Source organism: Arthrobacter sp. R4-81 (assembly GCF_054792365.1).
The window spans coordinates 3318554-3343135 of the sequence record NZ_CP096445.1; the positions used below are offsets into that span (position 1 = coordinate 3318554).

Genomic DNA, 24582 nt, shown 5'->3' on the forward strand with positions numbered 1-24582 from the left:
GCTACCCCGGGCGTCCCAAGAATCTTCCCGCAGTACTGAAAGAACCGGAGAACGTCTCATGTCTCATCACTCACCAGAACCCACGGTCACACGGCCTACGCGCGAGCCGGGCTTTGAAACCCGAACGGCATTGTTCCGCACCGCAGTGGCCCGTACGTGGCCGGTCATCCTGGGCCTCACTGTGATAGGCGCTGTACTGGGAGCAACCGCCGGGGTTTCCGCACGCGAGCCCCAGATAGCCACCTCTGCCATCCTCCTCAGCCCCTTGGATGGCAACGCGTTCTATCCAAGCACGCGTGGTGAGCAGCTGATCAACCTGAACACTGAGGCCCAGGTACTGCGGTCCGACGCCGTTGCAAAAACCATCCCTGGCCGCCAGGACGCCAATGTCGAGGATGTGTTGGACCAAGTCACCGTGGTGGTTCCCGTCAACACGCAGATCCTGCAGATCAGCTACACGGATCCGGACCCGGCTGTAGCAGTAAGGCGGGCACAAGCCTTTGCTGAGTCCTACCTCGCATTCCGCGAGGCCCGGGCGACTGATTCGGTCAATAGCCGCGTGGAGGGAATCAAAGCTGAAGTCGCCAGGTACCAGAAGGATCTTTCTGGCTTGAGTTCGCGGTTGACCCGGGCTGGAGCCGGATCTCCCGAGGCGAGCCTCCTTCTGACCCAGGTCCAGTCCGTATCAACCCAGGTGAGTCAACTGAATGCGCAAATGGGTGATATCTCCACTACGCCGTTGTATCCGGGACAGGTCATTACGCCGGCAAGACTCCAGGGTGGTAGCTTCCTGAACCTGCCGCTACTGCTTACCGTCGCCGGGGGGCTTGCCGGCCTGGCCTTGGCCCTCGCTTTGGCCCTGGTACGGTCCCGTCCCAAGTCGGGCAAGGTAATCCGATCGGCAGCGGAAATTAAAGCGTTCAACGTTCCCACCATCGCGTCCCACCATGGGCACGACGGCTCGCCTGCACCCCTGTTCAGCAAGAACCCGCCTCCTGCCGTTCCAGGGCTCAACCGGTTGAATGCCAACGTCCTGGACTTCACCCGGCTCCACCGGAGCAATATCATCCTGTTGAGTACTGCCGGTAAAGACGCAGCGCAGCCACTCTCTGCAGTCTCAATTGGCTGGTCGCTTGCAGAGGCAGGGATCAAGACACTCGTTGTAGACACGACGGGCCGCCTGGTCATGCCACCCTTGGTCCGGGCAAATTATCCAGGCCTGGCTGATCTCCTGGACGAGAATATCGCCGTTGACGAAACCTTGGTGAGCCTGTCACCCACGCTTCAGGTCCTGGGCAGCGGTTCCCGGGAAGCAGGCTCTGCACACCACCGGATCACCCCCCGGCTTATCGGACTGATTGGCTCCCTGGCCCACCGTGCAGACGTTGTGCTGGTCGTCACTGGTCCTATGCTCAGCCCCAATACGCAGCTGTTGGCGAGCACTTTCAAATCCGTCATTATTGAGATCGCCTATGGCTCTACCAAGGTCACGGACCTCAACAGTTCTGTTGAAGTCTGCCGGGAGCTATCCGTGAACCTGCTTGGAGCCGTGGTACTGGAAACGGCCAAGGCGCGTCCCGCCAAGTCAACTTCCGGCAAACCGATGGCGGGTAGCAAGAAGAACGGCAACGGAGCAGAGCGTCCCGCCGCTGCCAAAGTTCCAGTCGCCTCCAGCAGTGCCAGTGCTCGTGGGCAGTGAAGCGGCGAACACTGAAGCGGTCGACGCCCAGCTCTCGCATATTGCACGCAGTGGAGTGTTCAACCTCCTCGGGGCAGCCGTTTCCGCAGTTTTCGGCTTCGGTCTCATCGTGGTGGTCACCCAACTCTATGACCAGGCCACTGCCGGTATGTTCTTTGCAGCATCATCTGCGTTTCTGATACTGCTGGGCGCCGCCTCCTTGGGTACTGAAAGCGGACTGGCCCGCTTTATGCTCCGGTACGAGGCGACTGGCCGCACTGCCGATATCTCCCAATGTCTGTCGGTCGCCCTCAGGCCAGTCCTGCTGACCAGCCTCGTGCTGGCGCTGGGAACCGCCCTTCTGGCCGGCCAGCTGGCACCTTTGATCGGCCTGGATACTCCCCAGGGGTCACTGGTCCTGCTGATGTTTGCCGTGCTCCTGCCGGTGGCCGCCTGGGGTGATTTTTCGTTGGCAGGTGCCCGCTCCTTCGGAACGGTACGCAGCACCGTCCTGATCGACAAGTTCCTGCGCACTATGCTGCAGCCGCTGGGTGTATGGCTCGCTGCCCTGGCTGGCGGCGGAGTGCTCCTGCTCTCTGCCGGATGGGTGGCCCCCTACGCCATTGCAGGCGTGTTGTCGGTCCTGATCTTCCGCCGAATGCTTCGCCGCCGCGGTATTGATCATCACACGGCGCCGCTGAATGACCGCGCCATGGTGCGTCGGGAATTCTGGAGTTTCACCTGGCCCCGTGGAATCGCGCGTCTTTGCCAGATCCTGCTTCAGCGGTCCGACATCATCCTGATCGCCGCCCTGCTTTCTGTGCAGGATGCGGCGCTCTACACTGCGGCTACACGGTTCGTGGCCCTGGGCCAGTTCGCCACCCACGCGATTCAACAGGTCCTGCAACCCCGGTTCAGCCAGCTGCTTGCAAAAGGGCGGCACGCGGATGCTGCCGACATCTTCCGGATCTCCACAGCATGGAGCATGGCAGTAGCATGGCCGCTCTACATGGTCACAGGCGCGGCGGGCAGCTTCTATCTGATGATCTTCGGCGCGGGCTACAACGTGGAAAGTGCCGGAGCGGTGGTGATTGTGATGAGCATCGCCATGCTTGTAGGCGTTGCTGCCGGACCACTGGACACCTTGTTGCTGATGGCAGGCGGCAGCCGGACCAGTCTATGGATTGCATTGGCTACTTTGGCGGCGGATATCGGTCTTTGCCTGATCCTGATTCCACTGTGGGGAATTGTCGGTGCTGCAGTTGCATGGGGCATCGCAGTGTTGCTCAAGAACTTACTGACCCTGGAGCGGGTCAAGAAGCTCCTCTCCATGGACCCATTCGGCTGGCGGTCGGCACTGGTAGCGGTGGCCAATGTGGCTTGCCTCGGAATCCCGCTGCTGATCCTGAGCCTCTTGCAGCGGACACACCTGTGGGAGTTCTTCGGCGTCCTCGCCGCCGGCTGCCTGGCTTATGCCTTTCTCCTGTGGCTCTGGCGGGGGAAGCTGCGCCTTCCGACACTAAAAACCCTTCTCTCGAGAAAAGACTCCCCCTCCCCTGAAAGGTACGAGACATGAAACAGAAAACCGTTCTCTTTGAAAGCTGGCGTGGAAAATACTCAGACAGCCCCCGGGCCATTTCCGAGGCCCTGCAAAGGCTTCGCCCCGATCTGAAGCTGGTTTGGGTAGCGCACGAATCAACCCGCTTGCCTGACGGCGTAGCGAGGGTGCGTCGGCACACCCCGGAGTACTTTGCCAGGCTGTACAGCTGCGACTACCTCATCAGCAATGACGTGGTCAGCAAACACTTGGTCAAAGGTCCACGGGTCAGGTACCTCCAAACCTGGCACGGCACCCCGTTCAAGACCATTGGTTTCGACGAGGAGTTCCGTACTTACCCAGGCGCTGCCGCCCATCAGAAGCGGCTCGAACGGGACATCAAAAAATGGGACTATCTGCTCTCCCCCGCTCCCAGTAGCTCCGACATTCTGAGGGGTGCGTTCCGCTTTGAGGGGGAGTTGCTGGAAACCGGCTACCCCCGCAACGACATCCTTAAGTCGGCCGAAGCGCCCAGGATCAGGGATGAGGTACGCAAGGAGCTGGGGCTGGATCCTTCCGCTCTGGTGGTCCTGAACGCCCCCACATGGCGCGATGATTCTCCCCATCAAGACGGCAAATTCAAAGATCCTGAAGCCTTGGACCTGGATCTGCTGGAGAAGGCAACACCTGCCGGAACAGTGATCCTCAACCGCATGCACAGCGTGGTGAAGAGCGCGCCGCCTGGCCGCGAAGGCTTTACTCTCGACGTCAGCAATTACCCGGATATCGCCGAACTTTATTTGGCCGCAGATGTGATGGTCTCGGACTACTCCTCAGCCATTTTTGACTTTGCCGTCACAGGAAAGCCCATAGTTCTCTTCCCCTATGACCTGGCCCGTTACCGGGACAATGTTCGTGGGTTGTACTACGACTACGAGGAGTGGGCCCCAGGAACCATCGTGAGGGACACTGAATCCCTGGGCGCAGCTTTGAGTAATCTCGAAAAGGACCACCGCGCGAACGCAGAGCGGTACCGGACCTTCGTCTCACGTTTCTGTCCGCTGGACGATGGACAGGCCTCAGTACGTGTGGTGGAGCGGGTGTTTGCATACTGACTGACAGTTGGCTTGCGGACACGGGAGAGGCGGCCGGAGCAATGCTCCTGCCGCCTCTTCCGTTGTAGTCCGCCACGAACACCCTGCCCGGTCAGATTCCGCGCCCCCGCTTGTGCAGCTCAACCATCACCCTGTCCGGGGACAGCACCCCGGCAGCGACGGCGATGGCCAGCGGAGCCCTCAGTTCAAGGGGGTTGCGCCTGAAGGCCGACACTGCCCACAGGAGGGCGATCCGCCGGTTCTTCAAAGCGGCGTTGGCGAAGGCAATCTGCCCCCGGATCCTGGCAGAGCCTGCAGGTGTAGTTTCAAATTCCGGGAATCTGTCGAGCAGGCAGGACAGCCCGTCTGACATGGTCTGCCAGCGTCGGAAGAAAAATGACTGTCCACCCCAGCGGACCACCGCCAGGACCTCGCGAACATGGGAAATCGCGTGGGACTTGGCGGCGCGGAGCAGAAATTCGTAGTCTTCGCCGAATCCGCCAGGGACCTCTTCGTCCACGAGTCCAAAACCAGTGATTGCCGCTGAACGCCGCATCAGAAAAGTTGAGGGGTGCAGCTCCGTATGCCGGTCCCGCAGCAGTTCATCGAAGGTCACGATGTCCCTGCCCAGCGGGCGGTCATGGGTGACGCCGTCGTACTGGACTGAAATTCCGCATGTGACAAACTCGACGCCGGAATCGGTCTCCATGCGTTGAACCTGGGCCGCGAGCTTTCCGGGCTTCCAGTAGTCGTCGTCGTCGCAAAAGGCCACATAGTCTCCGGTGCCAGCCAGGATTCCGCTGTTGCGGGCCCCCGCCAGGCCGGGGGTGCGGGAGTTGCTGATCACCCTGACACGCCTGGTGCCCTCTGATAGTTGGAGTGAGGTGTCCGGGGCTGACTGATCGTAAACCACGATAATCTCGATCTCACCGTCGAAAGTCTGGTCAGCGACCGCCGCGATCGCCTCCCTGAGCATCTCGGGGCGGTCCCGCGTGGCTATGATCACCGACACTGTGCTCACGCCAGGTCCTCTCGCAGAAGGGGATGGAACTCCTGGGGAGCGCCCTGAACGGGCCAGGAATCGGGGAGTTCGAGTTCTTGGCCCACTGAGTGCAGGGCCTTCACGGGGTCGTTCAGATAACGCTTGCGCCCGATGACGGCACGGGGAACGTGCCGCATCCTGAGGAATTGTGCCCCCATCCTCGATGACAGCCATCTCGCGGCTAACGAACCATGGACGTCGTCGCTGGTCACTGGCCGCCCCGTCCTTCCAGCCAGATACAGAATCCGCACATCAATCTCACGGTTGTGGCTCAAGGCGAAAGCCAAAACAGGGTCCGCACCGCAACATACCAGCACCTTCCCTCCGGTGATGTCCTGCACTGCCCGGAACAGAGCAAGGTAGTACGACGAGTGCTCAGCGAGCTGTCGGCGGAGCAAAGGAGGTTCAAAGGGCAAAACCCCCAGCATCAGCTTTCCAGCAGACCTGACGGACTGCCCCAGTCGTTTGATGGAGCGGACGTCCACATCCTCCCAGCCTCCGAAGGCCTCCTTCCCCACTCGAAGCCAGAACTGACAGGAGGAAAAAGCCGTCCCGCAGGCGCAGTTGGCGTTTTTGATTATTCCCTGCTCCCATAACTGCCCGATGTCCCCCAGCATCACGGCGCCTTCTGCACGGCTGAGGGCGGAAAGGTACGACGACGTCGCGGCACTTGCGCCGGAGACGTACAAGACCACGGGGGCGCCTGGTGTGGCTCGGTTGGTAGCAGTCCTTGCCTTCTCCAGGAGCAGCGGAAGGTGGCTTGCCGCGTCGTCACCCTGCCGCGCTCCATCGAGGTTTCCGCTCTTGGTCCCTGAACCTTCCCCTGCCAAGGCCGAGACCCGTTCCTGCAGCTCGGGCACCGAGACCACCTTGGTGACCAGCGATCTCTGGGCGGACCAGCTCGCGAACCGCTGCTGATGATCGTCAACATGCTCTCCCAGGGCCGGATCCCTTGGCAGCACCAGCGGTACGTGCCCGGCAGCCCTCGCCCCGGAGATAGTGGCAGGTCCGCCATGCGCAACAACGATGTCGCTCGTGGCCATGAGTTCCGCGAGCGCGGCAGGAGACATGAAGCTGTGTCCCTCGGCAGAAGCGGGTGCCCGGCTGTGGCCGAACTGCACCGTGACTTTGTCCTGCGGATGTTCGGCTGCCCAACCATCAGCCCAGTCGACCAACCGGGAAAACTCGTGATGGTCAGTGCCCACAAGAACACTGATGCTTCTCGGAGTGGAGGCATTGTCAGGCTGGCCATGTACCGGAGCCTCGTTCACAGCAGCCTCCCCAGTACATGGGCGTCACGGTAAAGTCCCAGCTGGTCATGCCACTGGACCAACATCAGGTCGGTAAATGGCCGGCACAGTCTTCCGGTGAGCGTGGGGCTGTCCACCCGGTCATAAACTTCGATGTACACAGTCGTGGTGGGCATCATCTTCGCAAGGGCAAAAAAGGGCAGGGCGCTTCCTGCTCCAGTCGAGATCACCACGGTTGGACGGAACCGTCGCATCAATGACCACGCCAGTTTTGTGTTCCGCAGAAGGTTCGGGATGTTCCGGGTGGTTGGGGAGTATGCCCACGTGATGTCTTGCTCATTCCGCAGGCCGAACTCGGCGTCGGGCGTTTTGAAGGTTACCCAGGCCCTCGATTGGTGCGCCCACCAGGGTTCAAGGGCCAGCAATTGCGCGAGATGACCGCCGCTGGATCCAACCAGCAGAATCCTCTCGGTACCGGGCGCAACGGGATGATTGCGGACACCATACCTGGCTGTTCTCATCGTCTCGTTTCTCCACGTTTCTTTAATGATCCGGTGACGTACCGGCGGATGCTTCAGACGGACAGGATCATTCCCGCGCCTACTGTTCGAAGGGTGTGTTCATCAATGAGGATGAAGCCGCCCGTTTCCCTGTTTCGGTGGTACTCATCCGCGAGAAGCGGAATGGTGGTACGCAGCCGAACCCTCCCGATGGCGTTGAGCTTGAGCTCCTCTGCCTGTTCGTTGCGGTGCAGGGTGTTGATGTCCAGTTCGTACTGCATTTCCTTGACGAGTGCCCGCGCCCGCCGCGTCGTGTGCTTGACCACCAGCTTCTGGCCCGGGCGCAGGGGCTCCTCGCTCATCCAGCAGATCATCGCGTCAATATCCTGCGAGACTTTTGGTTGGTTGTGCGGTCTGCAGATCATGTCCCCGCGTGAGATATCAATGTCGTCCTCGAGCCGTACGACGACGGACATCGGAGCGAACGCTTCGTTGACGGGTCCGCTTGCGGACTCGATCGAGGCGATGCGGGACGGAAGCCCGCTGGGCAGGACCACCACCTCATCGCCGACGCGCATGACTCCGCCGGCGATCTTCCCCGCGTACCCGCGGTAATCGGGGAAGCGGTTTGAATGGGGCCGGATCACGTATTGGACAGGGAACCGGCCATCCACCAGATTCCTGTCACTGGCTATGTAAACGTTCTCCAGATGGGTCATCAGCGACGTTCCCTGGTACCAGGGCATATTCTCTGAGCGGCTCACCACGTTGTCACCGGTGAGGGCGGAAAGCGGAATGACCGTCAGGTCAGGAATATCGAGCTTGGCGGCGAATTCCACGAAGTCATGCCGGATATCCTCAAAGACGTCCTGTGACCAGGCAACGAGATCCATCTTGTTGATGGCAAGCACCAGGTGCGGCACTTTCAGCAGCGAGACAAGGAATGCATGACGCCGGCTTTGCTCCTGCAGCCCCTTCCGCGCATCGACGAGCATAATTGCCATGTCCGCGGTTGATGCCCCGGTCACCATGTTCCGCGTGTACTGGATGTGTCCGGGAGTGTCCGCCACGATAAATTTCCGCTTGGACGTGGCAAAGTATCTGTAGGCGACGTCGATCGTTATTCCCTGCTCACGTTCGGCCCGTAACCCGTCGGTCAGCAACGCAAGTTCCGTGTAGTCCGAGCCCATGGCCTGGCTGGTCCGCTCAATGGATTCAAGCTGGTCAGTGAAGATAGATTTCGAGTCATAGAGCAGCCGTCCGATCAAGGTGCTCTTGCCGTCATCTACTGATCCCGCCGTGGCAAATCTCAGGAGATCCATTAGAAGTAGCCTTCTTTCTTCCGGTCCTCCATGGCCGCTGCACTGACGCGGTCATCTCCCCGGGTGGCACCGCGCTCGGTGACCCGGGTCGTTGCTATCTCAGCTACCACCTTGTCCACAGTGTCGGCATCGGAGCGGACCGCCGCCGTCAGGGTCGCATCCCCCACTGTCCGGTACCTGACTTTTTGCACCGACGTGGGTTCGTCGTCTTTAGGCCTGCAGAATTCGTTGGCCGCAAACAGCATGCCCCCGCGTTCGAAGACTTCCCGCTGGTGCGCGTAGTAGATCGGCGGAAGATCAATGCCCTCTTGACGGATGTAGTCCCAGACGTCCAATTCTGTCCAGTTGGAGAGCGGAAACACCCTGATGCTTTCACCTTGGTGGACCTCAGCGTTGAAGATGCTCCACAGCTCGGGGCGCTGGTTTTTTGGATCCCACTGCCCAAACTCATCCCGGAACGAAAAAACACGTTCCTTCGCACGGGCCTTTTCTTCATCCCGGCGCGCCCCGCCCAGTAATGAGGTGAACCCGTTCTTCTGCACGGTTTCGAGCAGTACAGGCGTTTGGATTCTGTTGCGCGAGCCGTTCGGTTCCTCCTGAACTATGCCGCGGTCCAATGCGTCCTGGACAGAGGCCACCACGAGGTTCAGCAAGTACTTTCCTACACAGCGGTCCCTGAACTCCAGGACTTCCGGAAAGTTGTGCCCGGTATCCACGTGAAGGAGGGAAAACGGCACGGATCCTGGAGCGAAGGCCTTCACGGCGAGATGGAGCATCACCGTGGAGTCCTTGCCTCCGGAGAACAGCATGGCCGGATTGTCCGTCTCGGCGACAACTTCGCGGATGATGAAGATCGCCTCCGACTCCAGCACTTCCAGCTGCGTCAACCTGCGCTTGAGCGGCTCTCTGGGAGTCATCAGGCTCTCCTATCCTGTGTATCTCCAAACCGGGACTGACCGGATGGACGCCGTTCTGATGCAGGCTGTCCCGATGTGCGCTGGTCCAGAGAACCCCTTCCGGACGGATCTTTCTGAACGTCCGCAATGGCGACCAGCAGTAAGTCGCGAATATCAGGATGGCAAATCAGCAGATCAGGCAGGCTCGGCGACTTCTGGTTGTAGCGCAACTCGGAACCGTCCACTCGGCTGGCGTGCAATCCAGCCTGGCGCGCAGCGAAAACCGGTGCCGCTGAATCCCACTCGAACTGGCCGCCCGAATGCAGGTAGGCATCTACCTCCCCGCTGATCACGGCGCAGGTTTTGTAGCCGGCTGACCCCATCGGCTCCAGTTTTGCGCCGAGTCGTCCGGCCACGGCTTCCGCCAACTGGGGAGGCCGTGAGCGGGAAACGGCGATTCGAAGCTGCCGGCCGGGTTTCCGTACCCATAGCCCGGCCTTGCTGCCAGTAACGTAGCCCAATGCAGGAACGGCAACCGCTCCAGCCGTCAATCTGCCGTGGGAGTGCAGCGCAACATGCACAGCCCAATCGCTTCGACCCTCAGCGAATTCCCTGGTTCCATCCAACGGATCGATGATCCAGACCCGATTGGCGGACAGGCGGGCCGGGTCGTCCGGGGCCTCTTCAGAGAGGACGGCGTCCCCTGGCCGGTGCTGAAGCAGGGCCTTGCTCAGCAGCTTCTGGGCGCGTGCATCACCCTGAGCCCGCAGTTCATCCCCAGCTAAGCCTGCCCCATCCGCGGATTCCCGGAAGGCGAGCAACATCGATCCAGCGACAGTAGCCAGCTCGCGGGCAAGCTCTTCATCGGCCCTGGACCCGGCAACGGCTGCGATTTCCCCAAGCAAAGTCAGCCGCATCAGATCGATCGGAATGCCCTTCATCAGTACGCTCCCTGTGGGTTGGTGAGCATTTTGAGGGTCCGCCACAGGATGATGATGTCGCCGGCAAGTGACCAGTTTTCGACATAATAAAGGTCCAGTCGGATACTGTCCTGCCAGTTGAGCTCGGACCGTCCGTTGATCTGCCACATTCCTGTCAGGCCTGGCTTGATGTAAAGCCTCCTGTGAACCCGGGCCTTATAGCCATCCACTTCCCGCTGCAGAGGCGGCCGCGGGCCTACAAGGCTCATGTCCCCTAGCAGCACATTCCAGAATTGGGGCAGTTCGTCCAGCGAGTATTTGCGCATCCAGCGTCCAACATCCGTAACGCGTGGGTCATGACGCATCTTAAACAGGACACCGGAGCCCTCGTTCAGGTCCAGAAGTCCGGCAAGATCATCCTCGGCCGTCTGCACCATTGACCGGAACTTGTACATCAGGAACTTCTTGCCGCCCTGGCCAATCCTTTCCTGGCGGAAGATCACAGGGCCATCACTGTCCCGCTTGATCAGGACAGCGAGGACCGCGAAAACAGGAAGCAGGACGATCAAGGCCAAGGCGGAGAGAACGATGTCCAGGAGCCTCTTCAGGACGTGCTTCGCTCCTGAGTAGCGTGGAAGCTCCACATGCATCAACGGCAGTCCCTCAACCGGGCGGGAATGGATTCTGGGGCCGGCAACGTTCGTCAAGCCGGTGGCCAGCACCAGTTCCGTGGCGGACTCCTCCAGCTTCCAACCCAGCCGTTGCACATACTTGCTGCCGCCCTTGACCGGTCCTGCCACAATCACTGCATCCGCTTCAAGGCGTTCAACCGCGTCCACGATGTTACCCACGGTCGCCACCACAGGAACCGGGCCGGATCCGGTGACCAGGAATTCCCTTTCCTCCGCATGCGGCAACGCTGCGCCAACAACGTCGTAGGCAGCGCCTGATTTCTTCTGGATCTGGTTGATGACATAGCGGACGTCCTTGCCACGCCCCAGGACTATTACGCGCGACAAATAGTGCCCATACGTCCGTTGCTTCGTGAGCCACTGGCGCAGGATCCAGCGCGAAGTGATCAGTCCCGCGATCCCCAACGGGAAGGCGAGCGCGAAATAGCCCCTGGCGATGTCCACTTTGAGGACTGCGCAAAGAATCGCCACAAGCCCCAACAGCGTGACGGTGGCGTTGATGACGCGCTTGTACTCCTCTGCGCCAACACCCACTACCCGGGGATCACGCGTGCGGTAAATACCAAGCACCACCATCCAGGCGACCGCAATCCCGATCGACAGGTAGGTGTAGGCAACCTCAAAAAATCCGACGGTCACATCAGTGTCGGCGAAACCGAATCTGCCCACTTGCGCAGCGGCAGCAACAACGGTCAGAACCAGCGCATCCGACATGAACAGAATCCGCTGATAGCGGCCGGCCCATCTGAGGCCTGTGGATTTGGTCTGCTGACGCGATTGCTCCAGTCGTGAGCTCCGACGTTCCGGATAGCTGTGCTGGGGGGGCGTCAGCTTCAGGCCTGGGCCCATGACAGCGGATTCGTCCAGGGGACTCATGCGGGCCGTCCTAACGGGCCGGGGAAAGTTTGGGGGGCCGACGACGACTGGGGGGAGAAGTCTTGGTCTCAGAAGACTTCAACGCCGTCGGCCCCGTCTTGGGGACCCGCAGATTACTGTGCGGGGCGAATTCGGGAATTACCGGAAGGAAGGGGGAAATAGGGTTTCTGGTGCGCATTGTGAGACCTGCTTCGGACCCGTTGCGTGGATGACTTGATACCAAAAGCCTAGGCGGGCTGGCGTTGCCGCACATGGGTAGCCCATACTCGTCTTTGGGGTGCTGCTTACGCACTACGGGGCCGCTATTACCTGTCTGCCGGCACAGTGGATCGGGGAACTACCTGTTGGTTCTGCCGGGCTTCTGATTTAGTGTTTCGAAAGCACTGAGACCGGGTCTGTCCGGCGCCGCCCGGGTTATGGAAAGCGCTGCAAACACTACTTGTTCCTCCGCCGAAAGTACTGCCTTTCCGCGCCGGCGCTACGCATTTCCGGCGGGTCCCGCCAGTGACAAAATCTGCTCTTATGGACATGATGCTGGTGTTCGCCGCCTTCGGCGTGGGAATAGTGGTCGGTCTTACCGGCATGGGTGGTGGCGCGCTCATGACTCCTGTACTCGTGCTGGTTTTTGGGGTTCCGCCCCTGGCCGCGGTATCCAGTGACCTGGTGGCGAGCGCTGTCATGAAACCTGTTGGATCGGCAGTCCACTTCCGCCGCGGCACCGTCAACCTTGAGCTCGTGAAGTGGCTGATGATTGGCTCTGTCCCGGCAGCCTTCTGCGGTGTGTTGATCCTGAAATGGCTCGGACCAGGAGATGCCGTTCAGTCGACAGTTAAAACAGCTCTGGGAGCGGCCCTGCTGCTTTCCGCGGGCCTCCTGGCAGTCCGGGCTTACGTGAGGCTCGTGGAGCGGGCTAAAGACCGGAGCGGACAGGGCACGGGTCTTCCGCAGGCGCGTCCCTTGGTGTCCGCCCGCCCGCTGGTAACCATAGTCCTGGGCGTGATCGGCGGTCTGGTGGTCGGGATGACGTCGGTGGGTTCCGGTTCGCTCATCATCATCGGGCTGATGATGATTTATCCCGGGCTGAAAGCCGGGCAGCTGGTAGGAACGGACCTTGTACAGGCTGTCCCCTTGGTGGCCGCCGCCGCCGTCAGTCATTCCCTTTTCGGTGAGCTCAGCCTCGAGCTGACGCTTCCCCTGATCCTGGGAAGTGTGCCGGGCGTCTTTTTGGGTGCACAGCTCTCGAGCCGGCTTAACGGCGGATTCATTCGCAGGGCGCTTGCAGTGGTCCTCTTTGCCTCCGGCCTGAAAATGCTGGGAGTGGAGACGCTCCCGACAGCCATATTCCTGGCAGTAGCAGTCCTGGTGGCACCGTTGGTCTGGATGGCTATTCGGCGTTCGAAAGGTTTTCCCGCTTTGGCCACGAGCGAGATGCGCCAACGCCGCAGCGCGGCACCATCGGCCACTCAGACTCTTCACTCGATGGAGAGGCAGCCATGACCGGCCAAGCCGGCGCACTTCCGTGGCACGTACTTTCGGACGGGGCCCTGGATGAGCTTGAGCTCCTTCTGGGTGGATTGTACGCTCCGGCCCACGGATACTGCCTTCCCTCCAAGATTCCGGTACATTGGCCAACCGCGGTGACCCTGTTGCTGCCCCGTTCGGTCGGCGAACGCGCCGTACAGGAGTCTGCGTTGCTGCTATGCGATCCGGACGGCACTCCCCTGGCTCTGCTGACAGTTTCCGGTTTCGAGTCAGCTCCGGGGACGGGAATCTACCTCGCTGGGGCCCTGAGTCCGCTTAAGGCAGCTGAGCATCCGCCTCTCAGACACTTGCGTATAACAGGACCCTTGGCTTCCGCTGCTGGCCGGAAGCTAGTTGTGTCGGCCTTCTCCAAGCCCCCGCTGGCAGCCCAGATGGCCCGCACAGTTTCCGTCGCCGCAAGCCGCAACGCAGACCTCTGTCTGGTGGCTGTGACCGGTCCGCAGCAGCACGGGCGGTATACAGCGCTGGAGTTGATGACTGCCCTTGAGCAATGCGCCGCTGAAATTCCCGGTTCCAGTTCCAGGCTGTTGGTGCTCCGGTCGCCGGCCCGTTCGGGCGACAAACAGGACGAGCTGATCCAGGAGCTCGTCTTCCGGAACCTTGGCGCTAATGTACTTCTGGACTTTACAGCCCCAGATGAATCCCAGGCCGGCATCGACCGGCCGCGCTTCGGCCATCGTCCGAGCCAGTCAATCCCCGGCCAGTCAGTCCCCGGCCACCCAGTATCGGGCCACGTTGGGGCCGGCCACCCAGTATCGGGCCACGTTGGGGCCGGCAGCGCTACGGGTAGCGTCGTCTTCTTCACCGGGCTCTCCGGATCGGGAAAATCGACCATCGCCCGGGCCCTCGCGCAACGGCTGCAGGCAGCAGGTGAGAGGACTGTGACATTACTCGATGGTGACGACGTCCGTCGGTTGCTCTCGTCGGGGCTCGGCTTCTCGAAGGAGGACAGGGAAACGAACATCCGCCGTATCGGCTGGGTCGCTTCGCTGATTGCCGCTTCCGGAGGCGACGCTGTGTGTGCGCCCATTGCACCGTTCGATTCCACTCGAAGGGAAGTGCGGGCGATGGCTCCGGCAGGCTCCTTCATCCTGGTCCATATGTCCACTCCGCTGAGCGTGTGCGAAGGGCGGGACAGGAAAGGACTCTATGCCCGGGCCAGGTCCGGCCAGATTCCGGAATTTACCGGAATCAGCTCGCCCTATGAAGTGCCGGCTGATGCGGATCTGGTCATCAACACGGCCGAAGTCGGAGTGGATGCTGCCGTTAGCGCCATTATGGATGCCCTCAGTCTCCGTCGGACCCCGTCAGCTATGCAAATGATTCCCTGAGCTCGGCCCGTGAGGTCACCTGCAGCTTGCCGTAGATCTGGTAAAGATGGCCCTCAACGGTACGAACTGAAATATGCATCTTGGCTGCAATATCCTTGTTGCTCACCCCGGCGGCGGCCATGGCTGCCACCTCATTTTCGCGGGCCGTCAGTTGCCCCTCCCCGAGGGATGAGTGGCCGCCTCCCGCTGCTGCCGGCGCACCTCCCCGGATCAGCTGCTGCGCCGCCCTGATAGCGTTCCGGTCAGAAGCATCGTTGGCAATTTTGAGGGCTGCTCGGGCAGCGTCCCTGGCGAGTACCACATTTCCTGCGGTAGCAGCCTCCCTGGCTACCTCCAGGAGCATGGTGCTGTTCCGCTGAACAAGTCCCGTTCCATACGCTTCACATTGCCGGCCAAGAGTGCTCTGGACGCTGGACGCCACCGCCACAAGGCGCTCGGTCCCACCGTTACTGCCCAATCGCACGGCTGCGCTCAGGAACATCAGTTCCAGGGCAGTGGCGTGCCTGCTGCGGGCTTCATCCGCGAGCCCGAACAGCCGCACGATTGCCTTTTCCTTGGAAGCGAGTTCAGCGGAGGTCAGCAGCTGGAAGTAGGAGCAGACACTCAGCACCCATCTCGACGTCCGTTTTTGCTCCCGCTGGCTCGTATGCAGGTACTCCAAGGCAAGGTCTTTTTCGCCCTTCAAGGCATATACGTAGGCAATGGAGGCTGCTCCCAGCGCGGATGTGCTGTCAGGATCCAGTTGCTTCAGCTGGCTCAGAGCGGGGAGCAATCGTTCCAGAGCCTGTTCGGATCGTCCGCAATATGCGTCCAGAACGCCTGTTCCAAGCTCCCGTGAGGTGGCGCCGTGTGCCGCAAGGAAGATATTGGACCCGGCCGCAGCTGCCGCGGCGTCCTGGGATGCAGAAGCTGCCGGCAGCAACCCTAACAGTGCAGAGGCAGGCAAGGTGTGTACAGGCAGTGGTACGTCGATTTCGGAGCGAGACGCCCGTACCGACCTCATCAGCGATGAGGCCTCGGCCCCGCGCCCGGTCAGAGCCAACAGGGCGGCAAGCAAGCTTGCGGCCAGCGTGCGGCCTTCGGTGCTTCGCGCACCATCAACCAGACGGGTCAGGCCTGAAAGTGCCTCCCGGTACCGGCCATCATGGACGGCAACCTGCGCCTGGGCCAATGAAAGCTCCTCGCGCATATCCAACAGACCGTGGGCATCATGGTCTGAACCCGCTTCCTCCGCTTTCAGGCGGGCATGGACTTCGTCCAGCGGCGCACGCGGATCGCCCTCCGGCCTGTCATCGGAGCACAGCAATGCGCTTCGGAGCAGCATGATGTCAGCCCAGCGCCTCAAGGGCGCTTCCGCGACGGCGGCAGGGTCCAAAGCCAGGTCCCTCGCCTTCACCAGCTCCCCCAACCCGATAAGTGCCCTGATCTTTTCCGCCACAGCTGCAGCCTGCCCTGCCGGATCATGGAGCAAGTCAATGAGGCGGAGGGCCAAAGCCGGGTTTCCTGAGCGGTTGGCCAGGCCTGCAGCGTAGAGAGCCTTATCTGCTTCCAGCTGCATCCCGCAATCGACGGCCCATGCAGCCAGGGACAATTCTGCTGAAGGGGGCATAACGGAGAAATCTGCACAAGCAACGACGCCGGCAAGGAGTTCCCTGCTCCGGCCTGCCGGCACTTCCTTGCGGACAACGTTGGCCATCAGCGCATTCGTAAGGGAAACCGACGATGGATCGCCGTGCACTACGGTGACGTACCCGCGTTGCTGCAGGGCGTCAATGGCCGCCGGATCGCTGACGCTGATGAGATGGTCAAGGGTCAGGGTTCCCGCCAAGGCCAGCACTTCGGTCACGTGCTTCTCAGCAGCGGAAATTGAACTCAGCGCAGTGAAGACCGTGTCTGTCATGGTCCGGCTGTAAGCAAGCGGCTTGCCCGTAAGCACCCAGACGCCGTCGGAATGCACCAGAGTGGCCGCCCGGATCTGCTCGTCCAGGATGGCTTCCAGAAAGCGTGGGTTCCCGCCGCTGGCGTTGTAGAGCACCTCGCTGCAGGCCAATGACACGGGTCCGCCAAGTGTTGCTTCCAGCCACTGAGCTACGTCCCGCTGGCTGAAGGGTCGTACATCCACGCGGTGCAACAATCCGTCCTTCCACAGCCCCACGATTCCACGTGGAGCCTTGGGCAGATCCTGGCACGTGACGACGAGCTGCACGGTTCCGTTGGCCGCCAGCTGGGTGAGGACCATGGCGGCAAGTTCATCGAGGTCCTGGACGTTGTCCACAAACACGAGGATGCTCTTTCCGTCCGCCCTCCGCCGCAGGAGCTGCGTTATGCCCCTGAGTACGGCTAACGGGCTGGTGACCAGGTCTTCATCCAGTTCGCACAACAACGAACTCAAGGCGCCGTATGGCATGGCATCAGCGGCGGAGCTCCCCCGTATTTGAACAACGAAGGCCTGCCCGTCGAGTCGATCGATCGCCTGCCGCGCCAGATAGGTCTTTCCTGTCCCGTAGGCTCCCACCAAGACCACGCCGAGGTTCTGGCCCTGCACCAGAGCCGCCAGAACCTCATCGACCAAGGGCTGTCTGCAGTACGTCGACATGCCGTTGTGTACGTGCTCGCCCTGAAAAGCCTGAGGGCGTCGTAGGCCGGAGAGGGTGGCGGCGTCGGTATGAATCATGGTGAAGTCCTTCGTATCCCGTTAGGGGCCCGTGCTAACCCCCAACTTACGAAAGTCCCTGACCATGGACACGAGTACGAAGTACTCCATTTCCCAGTAGTTGCCGAAGTACGAAGAACAAGTGTACTCATGCCTCACTTGTTCGCCACCGAAAAAACAAGTAGTTCTGATCATTACTGTCTCTGCATGGACAGGTGGTTCCCGGCCTGATGACGGGTCAGAGGCGAACGGCAGAAGCGAGTTGATCCCGGCCGCGGATGCCCAGTTTGGCATAGCTGCGGTAAAGGTGCCCTTCAACGGTCCGGACCGAAACCATGAGTCTGTCCGCGATTTGCCTGTCAGTCAGCCCTTCGACCGCCAGCACAACGATGTCCCTCTCGCGCCGCGTCAGCTGCACGCCGGAGGACGGCTCGGAGGCCGCCCCAATGTCAATGGTGACCCGAACTTCCCGATCACAATCATCCCTGCGGGCTGCCGCCTCCCGTGACCGAAGCCGATCGCCGGCAGTGCCGTAACGGTCAGCTGCCGCTGCAAACAGGTTCCGTGCAACCCGTATCAGTCCCGCCGCGTGCACAGCTTCTCCTGCTTCCAGGTAGTCCGCAGCGGTGCCTGAAAGATGCGCGGCGGCAAATTTGTGCCAAGCACCGGCCCAGGTACCTTCCATATTCTCTGTCAGGCTGGCAATCCGGGAGTAGTCGCCGTGATGGCCCAGTTCCGCGGCCACAGCGTGGATCAAAAGCTCCGCCCCTGGCGACGACACCACCGAGGGGTCATCAAGAAGTGCCAGCAGAGTGGCCGGGCCGCCATCACCGCCCCGTAGGACATCAGTGCTTGCAGCAGAAAAGACCCGGGCGTACTCGGCGTCGAAACCTCTCCCAGGGGTTTCCAGGTAATCAAAATCCTGAAGGAGGCGCCGGGCTTGCACGGTATCTCCCGTCCTGGCAGCGGCGTAAGTGGCCGCAGCGAGAGTCACGGGCAACAGGCCAAGCGGGTCATTCTCCCGCAGGGCTTCAACGGCCGGAAGCAGATATGCCCCCGCAGCATCGAGCTGATCCCGCAACAGCAGGGAAACGCCGCGCCAGCTTTGAACAGTCCCGCCGAAGGTAACCAGTGCATGGCTTCGCTGCCTTGTATATGCTCCAAGGTAGTCCTCCGCTGCTATCCAGTGTCCGGCGGCCATTGCTGCACCCAGCTGGCGATGGAGCACAAACTCCGGGAAGAAAAAGAGCTCGCTGCCATCCGCGCTAAGGAGTGCCTGAGCTTCAGCTGCAAGGTTCTCCGCAGACCCGGACCGTCCCTCCGAACGAAGCACTTCTGACCGCATTGCCAGCATAAAAGCCCGTCTTGCCGGCGACCCTCCACTTGGATCCTCTCCCGGCCGAAGGGATTCGAATTCATCCAGGTATTTGCCAAGCGACCGGTAATCGGCAGCAGCACTCAGAGCGAAGAGTTCCAAGACAGTCCAGTGCCGCATCTCGCTGCCCGAGGCATCGGACAATTCCTCTTTTTTGGCAGCATGACCGTTAATGTCCAGGAGTCGCCGGGCATCTTCGAGGAACGCCTCCGGAATGTGCCCCAAGGCGGCATGGGTGCTGGCCCAGAGGAGCACATCCCCAGGGTTCCGTGCAGGTTCCCCGTCCGCAGCAAAATGGAGATCCAGCTGCCTGGCTGCCTCCTCATAGCTGCCCCGATTGTAGTGGGCCCTGGCCATGGCAACCTGCCCGCGTTGCCTGAGATCGGGGTCACGGATCCGGGCGGCCGCCTCCAGTGCCAGCGAGTCCTGGAACAGTCTCGCGGCCAGGACAGATGCCTCCAGCAGTTCCGCATCGGGTACTTCGGCTCCGCACTCGAGGGACCAGCTGACCATCCGCAGCATTCCCTCGGCCGTGGTGGGGTGGTGATGGGCATGCTCAAGCAGCTGCTTGCGTAAATGGAGGCTTCTTGATGCTGAAACCATCCGGCGAATGGCACCGCTGTAGCTGGGATACCACAGCCTCAGCTCGGCCGACCCCCCTGGTGACTCCCGCACCAGCTGGTGTTCCAGGAGCGAACGGACGGCCGGAGCACCGCACACTTCTTCGATAAGTCCTCGTGGAACGGGCTCAGAGAGCGCGATCAGCTTCAGTGCCTCCTGCTCCTCAGCGCTCCTGCGCTGCAGCTGCTTCGCTACGACGTCGGTGAGCTTACGTCCACCCGACGGCCAGGAGCCCAGGAGCAGCCAGATGCCGTTCCGCTTCACCAAGGACCCGGATTCGATAGCGTCGTTCAGCAGGCAATCCAGCAACAAGGGGTTACCCCCTGATTCTGCCCAAAGAGCCTGCACAGTGCTTTCCGGGACGGTGCCTTCCAGGGCATGGGCCACCGCTTCCGCCACCTGCTCCTTTGTCAGCGGCCGGAGATCGATCCGGTCCGCGAGTCCGTCGTACCAAAGCTGGTTCATGGCAGCAGGAAGGCCCGGACGGGAACGGCCAGTAGCCAGCACGCTTGCCCACCCCGCGGAAACCATGTCAACGACAATGCTTGCGGTGGCGTCATCAAGGTGATGGGCGTCGTCGACTACCAGCAGGAGCGGGCCGTCTTTGGCTGAGCGGAGTTTTTGGAAGTAGGTCCAGACAGACCTCAGCACAGCGACGGGAGATACGGCCTCCTCCGCTGACAATCCGGAGGTATAGGGCGCTAAAACGCCGAAGGGAACCTTGGCCAGCGACGAACTTCCATGGATCCGCAAGACATTCATGTCCCGGGTAAGCCGTTCACTGATTGCTTCAACCAAGGCGCTTTTACCGATCCCGGGGCCGGAGATCAGAAAAACTGCCTGGCTGGTTTTGCTAAGGATCGTCTGGCAGACGCGTTCCATCGTCTCCCGGCGTCCGGTCAGTTGCCGGTTCACCGAGCCTGACTTCGAAACGCGGCCGCTAGACGAGTCCAGGCAAATCACCCCGTGACGTCACGCCAAGCTTAGTGAAAACCTGGTAAAGGTGGCCCTCAACGGTGCGGACCGAGACGCCCATCTCCTGGGCGATGTCACGGTTGGAGATGCCCCGGCCCGCCAGTCGGGCTATCTGCCGTTCCCTTGCGGTAAGGAGTGGACTTCCGCTGCTGGGGACAATGGGCAGGCTGCTGACTGTGGAAGAGAGATGGTCCAGCCGTGACTGCGCAGTCCGGGCAGAGCTTGAGTCGCCGGCCATGCGGGCAAAATCAACTGCAAGGGCCACACAACGTGCCTCTACGACGTCGAGCTCCATTGATGCGGCGAGCTCACCTCCGGCGAGCAGGACTTTGGCGTCCTTTGTCCGGGTGCCCATCGCTATCAGCCTCGACATTTCAGCCATTGGGCCCTGCCGATGCCCGGCCACGGTTTCCAGAAGGCGCAAGTCTTCCTCTGAACCGTTAACTGTTGCACCGAGGAGACTGATACCGGCCAACGTAAACCTGCCCTCGACAATGTCCTCGCGTGCGGAGGCGAGGAGCCTGTTGGTTGCCTCTCCATCCCCCAGCCACCGGCCTGCCATGTCGGCACAGAAGTTGGTGACGGTTCTGATCGCGAAGGTACATTCTCCCCGGGAGATGCGGAGCTTTTCAAGGTACTTGCGCGCCTGGCCGGCGTCGCCTATCTGTGCATAGGCGAAAGCCGTTGCCGCATAAGCTGCCTGGAGCGTGTTCATGACCGGCCGAAGCTCAAGCTGTGCCACGGAGGAAAGAAGGGACTCCAGGGCAATGGCTCCGCGTCCCGAATAAACATAGGCAAGCCCCGTGGACAATTCTGAAGCGGACGTCCGGAAAGCGAGGCCACGGGCGTCCTGGGACCTGGGAGGGTTGACGAGGTCCAGGCACTGCCGCCACCTGCCTGCCTGAAGCAACACGGTGAATGCCCGGATCGAGAACTTTTCGCGGAGACCAACGATGTGTCCGGCGTCGGAGAGCTGGCCGCCGAGCATCCGCATGAGCTGCAGAGCGTCCATCTCCCGGCCCATGGTTGAAAGGGCTTCCATGAGGATGATGGCTGACTGCATCCTGAACCAGAGGTCATTGTTCAGCTGGGGGTCGGCCGCCTCTTCGAGGTCCTGGATGATGTCGCCAAAATTTCCTGTGAAGGCGTGGTATTCGAATTCACTCAGGCTGATGCGGTTAGCGGCCGCAGCCAGCGGATCCGGCCAGGACAGCCTGGTGCCGCGCTTCACTCCGAGGCGCTCCCGTGCCTGCTCCAGGAGTTCGGGCACCTTGCTTTTATGTTCTGGCAACCACACCATCACGTCGCATTTGGCCGCAACAACTTCAGCGAAGTCCAGGTCAGCGAGTTCTTGCAGTTGAGTCGGCGTGATGTCCTTGAGGGCGGCCATGGCTTGCAGCGGAAGATCCAGGAGCAGATAGGATGCCGCTTTTTGGCGCTGCCCCGCCACCCATTCGTCGTCCGTTTTCTTCAGGCTGCCCGCACAGGTGAGTGCAAACCTCGGATCGAACAGCTGATTCGCCGCCTCAGCGGCCGCCAGCGCGACGGGCGGCCGCAGTTCGGCCTCGCATTCATGGGTCCACGCCGCGAAGCCTATGAGCTCTTCGAGTGTCATATGCGAGACGTCCGGCTCACGGTCGCCCACGAGCCTGGTCCGCAACTCCCTTCGCCGCGCCACGCTCAGCCAGGAGCGCACCACATCACCGAGGTACTGTTCCCTGAGGGTCACCCAGCGGTTGTCGGACCGGGCCACGCTCAGCACTCCTGCGTCTTCCATATCGGCAATGATGTCTGTGCCGAACACGCCGGTCAGTCTCGCCAAGGAAACCGTCCGCGCGCAGGACAGCATTTCAATGACTGCCCGTGTCTCGGGGGTTTCGCGGGTCCAGCGGGACCGGACGATGTCATCGAGCCCGGTGCCGCCGTCGAGAACCACTTTGTCCCGCAGCGTCCACACCGAGTCGGAAAGGATAAGGTTCCCCGCCAGTTGCTGCTCAGCCACAAGCGCCTTCAGGAGCATGGGGTTGCCGCCAACAATGGAGTGGAAGGTACTCACAAGCGAGGAGGAAACACGATGGCCAAGCAAAGAGAGCAGCACCTGCTTGGTCTGCACTTCGTTGAGGTTCTCCAAACGGACCTCTGTGAGCCGCCGCTCCGTCAAAAGCCAGTGGAAATCCGCCGGCAGATCACTGATGTTCGGGGCAATCGCGATGATCCTCGCCGTGCGTGTCAGGAGGATGTTCAGCAGCACCCCGGCACTCATGTCATCCAGGCTGGCTGTGCTGTCCAGCGTTATGACGCACTCCCGTCCGCCGGCATCGTTCCGGATGAGGGAAGTGATGCCTTGGAGGATAGCGGTGGGCGATCCCATGGCGGCCTGCGGCAGGCGGGCGAGGAGAAATGCAAGGCAGCCGTACGGAGTCTTTGAGCCAGCCAAAGTGTTGCGCAGTTGGAGTGTAAAGACTTCGGGACCCAATTCCATGACCGCGGTCCTGGCCAGTGAAGACTTCCCGACCCCGCGTGCCCCAGTGATGACAACGCCCAGGGAATCGGCCTCGGTTAGTGCGGCGCGGATGTGGCCGAGATCAGCGCTTCTTGCCGGCAGTGACCATTTTTGATGCTCGTCCGGACCGGCAAACGTCACTGGATCAGCAAGCGCGCTACCAGTAGACCCACGTCCCCAGCTGAGTGGCTCGATTGACATGAACTTTTCCTTACGTCCCGCGTGGCGGGTATAAGGCGCTTATGACCTTCCCCCGCTTAGGAGCAAGACTACCCCGTGGCCCCGACTGTAAAACAGGGCAGCTGGCACCTAGATTTCATCAAGAATTGCGCATTCCGACGCCGTCCCGTAACGCCCCTGAAAGGGACGAACTCCTTGCCATCTCAGAGGCCTCTCCGTGACCTGCCGGACGTCACGCTTTGGCCGGATGGAATTTCTGTTGGGCCACTGTCAGGCCATCCCTGACGAGGAGTTCGACGGCGTCGGCGGCCTCATCCACGAGGAAGGGAAGATCCTTCTTTTCCGTCGTCGAGAAATCCCTCAGGACGTAGTCCGCCGTGTCCATTCGACCCTGCGGACGGCCCACTCCTACACGCACCCGCAGATAATCTTTGGTAGCCAGCGCCTTCGAAATGTCCCTTAGTCCGTTGTGCCCGCCCTCCCCGCCACCGAGCTTCAACTTGACGGTATTAAAGGGAATATCAATCTCGTCATGGACAACAACGACGTGCGCCGGATCCACTGAGTAAAACGCGGCCAGGCCTGAGACAGGACCGCCGGAGAGATTCATGTAGCTCAGGGGCTTGGCCAGCACCACTCGTGGACCCCCGGGTCCCAGCCGGCCCTCCAAAATCTGCGCTCTCGCCTTATGCGTCTTAAAGCTGCCCCCCAGACGGGCTGCAAGCTCGTCCAGGACCATTTGGCCCACGTTGTGCCTGTTGCGGCTGTACCCGGGTCCCGGGTTTCCAAGGCCTGCTATCAGCCACGTCTCAGTCATGAAATCCATCCTAGGTTGGCGAACGCCCTGTTTTTGGTAATGCAAGCTAAAGCGATGCCGGCTAAAGCAGTGCCTGGTTAGAGCGACGCCGTGAAACGGCAGTGGCCGGGTCCACCCGGACCCGGCCACTGTTTTAACTTGCCTGTGCTACTCGGCGGAAGCGGCCGCTGCCTCGCCGGCTTCAGCCTCTTCGCCTTCAGCGGACTCGGTAGCCTCGGAGATGTGGACCACGAGTGCGTCGGCGTCGGCCAGCAGGACGGAGCCCTTCGGCAGGACCAGGTCCGATGCGTGGATGTGCTCGCCGGCCGTGCGGCCTTCGATGTCTACCTCGACGGCGGTGGGCAGGTGGGTTGCCTCGGCCTCAAGGGAGATGACGGTGAGTTCCTGGTTGTAGACGTTGCCCGGAGCAAGCTCGCCGGTCACGTGGACGGGGACGTCGACGGTGACCTTTTCGCCCTTGATAACGGTCAGGAGGTCAATGTGCTCGATGATCTGCTTGATCGGGTCGCGCTGGATGTCCTTTACCAGGGCGAGGTGAACGTCGCCGTTGATGTCCAGGGAAAGCAGGGCGTTGGCCTTACGGACCGCGAGCGTGGTGGCCTTGCTCGGGAGGGTGATGTGGATGGGCTCTGCACCGTGGCCGTAGATGACGGCCGGAATCTGGCCGGCCATGCGTGCGCGGCGGGCAAAGCCCTTGCCGAATTCGGTACGTACTTCTGCTGCGAGCTTCTGCTCAGACATGTCGATCTCCTTGAAAGCTATTGTGTGTTCAGCAAGG

17 protein-coding genes are annotated in these 24582 nt (G+C 61.2%); 5 read left to right on the top strand and 12 right to left on the bottom strand.

Annotated features, from left to right (window positions below):
* The first annotated feature begins 58 nt into the window (after positions 1 to 58).
* The 3 genes from M1E05_RS15340 to M1E05_RS15350 are packed head-to-tail and all read left to right on the top strand — an operon-like array spanning position 59 to position 4330.
* Positions 59 to 1699: a P-loop NTPase family protein gene (locus tag M1E05_RS15340; RefSeq protein WP_461163449.1), complete on the top strand. Its 1641-nt coding sequence runs from the start codon at positions 59 to 61 to the stop codon at positions 1697 to 1699.
* A complete protein-coding gene (locus M1E05_RS15345; RefSeq protein WP_461163450.1) occupies positions 1677 to 3254 on the top strand; it encodes a lipopolysaccharide biosynthesis protein in 1578 nt (525 codons plus the stop codon). Before M1E05_RS15340 ends, M1E05_RS15345 begins: the two co-directional genes overlap by 23 nt.
* Complete coding sequence (locus tag M1E05_RS15350; protein WP_461163451.1) at positions 3251 to 4330, top strand: CDP-glycerol glycerophosphotransferase family protein; 1080 nt, start codon at positions 3251 to 3253, stop codon at positions 4328 to 4330. Before M1E05_RS15345 ends, M1E05_RS15350 begins: the two co-directional genes overlap by 4 nt.
* Positions 4331 to 4421: 91 nt before the next feature.
* On the opposite strand, the gene M1E05_RS15355 is transcribed toward M1E05_RS15350, so the two are convergent.
* From M1E05_RS15355 to M1E05_RS15385, 7 genes are read right to left on the bottom strand one after another with little or no spacing between them, the layout of a single operon-like run.
* On the bottom strand, positions 4422 to 5330 hold the full coding sequence (locus M1E05_RS15355) for a glycosyltransferase family 2 protein (RefSeq protein WP_458113676.1): 909 nt from the start codon (positions 5328 to 5330) through the stop codon (positions 4422 to 4424).
* Positions 5327 to 6622, bottom strand: a complete 1296-nt coding sequence (locus tag M1E05_RS15360) for a glycosyltransferase (RefSeq protein ID WP_461163452.1) — start codon at positions 6620 to 6622, stop codon at positions 5327 to 5329. The genes M1E05_RS15355 and M1E05_RS15360 overlap by 4 nt, the downstream gene beginning before the upstream one ends.
* Complete coding sequence (locus M1E05_RS15365; RefSeq protein ID WP_458113674.1) at positions 6619 to 7122, bottom strand: UDP-N-acetylglucosamine--LPS N-acetylglucosamine transferase; 504 nt, start codon at positions 7120 to 7122, stop codon at positions 6619 to 6621. Before M1E05_RS15365 ends, M1E05_RS15360 begins: the two co-directional genes overlap by 4 nt.
* 53 nt (positions 7123 to 7175) lie before the next feature.
* The gene (locus tag M1E05_RS15370; protein ID WP_458113673.1) at positions 7176 to 8423 is read right to left on the bottom strand and encodes a sulfate adenylyltransferase subunit 1; all 1248 of its coding nucleotides are present in this window, start codon (positions 8421 to 8423) and stop codon (positions 7176 to 7178) included.
* Complete coding sequence (cysD, locus tag M1E05_RS15375; RefSeq protein WP_458113672.1) at positions 8423 to 9340, bottom strand: sulfate adenylyltransferase subunit CysD; 918 nt, start codon at positions 9338 to 9340, stop codon at positions 8423 to 8425. The genes M1E05_RS15370 and cysD overlap by 1 nt, the downstream gene beginning before the upstream one ends.
* Positions 9340 to 10260, bottom strand: a complete 921-nt coding sequence (locus M1E05_RS15380; RefSeq protein ID WP_458113671.1) for a 3'(2'),5'-bisphosphate nucleotidase CysQ — start codon at positions 10258 to 10260, stop codon at positions 9340 to 9342. Before M1E05_RS15380 ends, cysD begins: the two co-directional genes overlap by 1 nt.
* Entirely contained in the window at positions 10260 to 11807 is a 1548-nt protein-coding gene (locus M1E05_RS15385) for a sugar transferase (protein ID WP_461163453.1), read from the bottom strand. Before M1E05_RS15385 ends, M1E05_RS15380 begins: the two co-directional genes overlap by 1 nt.
* Before the next feature lie 504 nt (positions 11808 to 12311).
* Between M1E05_RS15385 and M1E05_RS15390 the strand changes: the two genes are divergently transcribed.
* Positions 12312 to 13304 carry a sulfite exporter TauE/SafE family protein gene (locus M1E05_RS15390; protein ID WP_461163454.1) on the top strand — a complete coding sequence of 331 codons (993 nt, stop codon included), beginning with the start codon at positions 12312 to 12314 and terminating at the stop codon, positions 13302 to 13304.
* The gene (gene cysC, locus M1E05_RS15395) at positions 13301 to 14680 is read left to right on the top strand and encodes an adenylyl-sulfate kinase (protein ID WP_461163455.1); all 1380 of its coding nucleotides are present in this window, start codon (positions 13301 to 13303) and stop codon (positions 14678 to 14680) included. The genes M1E05_RS15390 and cysC overlap by 4 nt, the downstream gene beginning before the upstream one ends.
* On the opposite strand, the gene M1E05_RS15400 is transcribed toward cysC, so the two are convergent.
* The 5 genes from M1E05_RS15400 to M1E05_RS15420 all read right to left on the bottom strand — a co-directional run bounded on the left by M1E05_RS15400 (position 14661) and on the right by M1E05_RS15420 (position 24545).
* On the bottom strand, positions 14661 to 17354 hold the full coding sequence (locus M1E05_RS15400) for a helix-turn-helix transcriptional regulator (protein ID WP_458113667.1): 2694 nt from the start codon (positions 17352 to 17354) through the stop codon (positions 14661 to 14663). The genes cysC and M1E05_RS15400 overlap by 20 nt on opposite strands.
* A 217-nt stretch (positions 17355 to 17571) precedes the next feature.
* The gene (locus tag M1E05_RS15405) at positions 17572 to 20244 is read right to left on the bottom strand and encodes a helix-turn-helix transcriptional regulator (RefSeq protein ID WP_461163456.1); all 2673 of its coding nucleotides are present in this window, start codon (positions 20242 to 20244) and stop codon (positions 17572 to 17574) included.
* 25 nt (positions 20245 to 20269) lie between these two features.
* Entirely contained in the window at positions 20270 to 23008 is a 2739-nt protein-coding gene (locus M1E05_RS15410; RefSeq protein WP_461163457.1) for a helix-turn-helix transcriptional regulator, read from the bottom strand.
* Positions 23009 to 23219: 211 nt separating this feature from the next.
* A complete protein-coding gene (pth, locus tag M1E05_RS15415) occupies positions 23220 to 23804 on the bottom strand; it encodes an aminoacyl-tRNA hydrolase (RefSeq protein WP_458113664.1) in 585 nt (194 codons plus the stop codon).
* Positions 23805 to 23951: 147 nt separating this feature from the next.
* Positions 23952 to 24545, bottom strand: coding sequence for a 50S ribosomal protein L25/general stress protein Ctc (locus M1E05_RS15420; RefSeq protein WP_461163458.1), 594 nt, complete (start codon positions 24543 to 24545; stop codon positions 23952 to 23954).
* Positions 24546 to 24582: the final 37 nt, after the last annotated feature.

Excerpts from the sequence above, each read along its gene's own strand:
- M1E05_RS15420 (WP_461163458.1), bottom strand. The coding sequence starts at position 24,545 with ATGTCTGAGCAGAAGCTCGCAGCAGAAGTACGTACCGAATTCGGCAAG.
- M1E05_RS15340 (WP_461163449.1), top strand. The coding sequence starts at position 59 with ATGTCTCATCACTCACCAGAACCCACGGTCACACGGCCTACGCGCGAG.
- cysD (WP_458113672.1), bottom strand. The coding sequence starts at position 9,340 with ATGACTCCCAGAGAGCCGCTCAAGCGCAGGTTGACGCAGCTGGAAGTG.
- M1E05_RS15380 (WP_458113671.1), bottom strand. The coding sequence starts at position 10,260 with ATGAAGGGCATTCCGATCGATCTGATGCGGCTGACTTTGCTTGGGGAA.
- M1E05_RS15350 (WP_461163451.1), top strand. The coding sequence starts at position 3,251 with ATGAAACAGAAAACCGTTCTCTTTGAAAGCTGGCGTGGAAAATACTCA.
- M1E05_RS15365 (WP_458113674.1), bottom strand. The coding sequence starts at position 7,122 with ATGAGAACAGCCAGGTATGGTGTCCGCAATCATCCCGTTGCGCCCGGT.
- M1E05_RS15370 (WP_458113673.1), bottom strand. The coding sequence starts at position 8,423 with ATGGATCTCCTGAGATTTGCCACGGCGGGATCAGTAGATGACGGCAAG.
- M1E05_RS15385 (WP_461163453.1), bottom strand. The coding sequence starts at position 11,807 with ATGAGTCCCCTGGACGAATCCGCTGTCATGGGCCCAGGCCTGAAGCTG.
- M1E05_RS15400 (WP_458113667.1), bottom strand. The coding sequence starts at position 17,354 with ATGATTCATACCGACGCCGCCACCCTCTCCGGCCTACGACGCCCTCAG.
- pth (WP_458113664.1), bottom strand. The coding sequence starts at position 23,804 with ATGACTGAGACGTGGCTGATAGCAGGCCTTGGAAACCCGGGACCCGGG.
- cysC (WP_461163455.1), top strand. The coding sequence starts at position 13,301 with ATGACCGGCCAAGCCGGCGCACTTCCGTGGCACGTACTTTCGGACGGG.
- M1E05_RS15410 (WP_461163457.1), bottom strand. The coding sequence starts at position 23,008 with ATGTCAATCGAGCCACTCAGCTGGGGACGTGGGTCTACTGGTAGCGCG.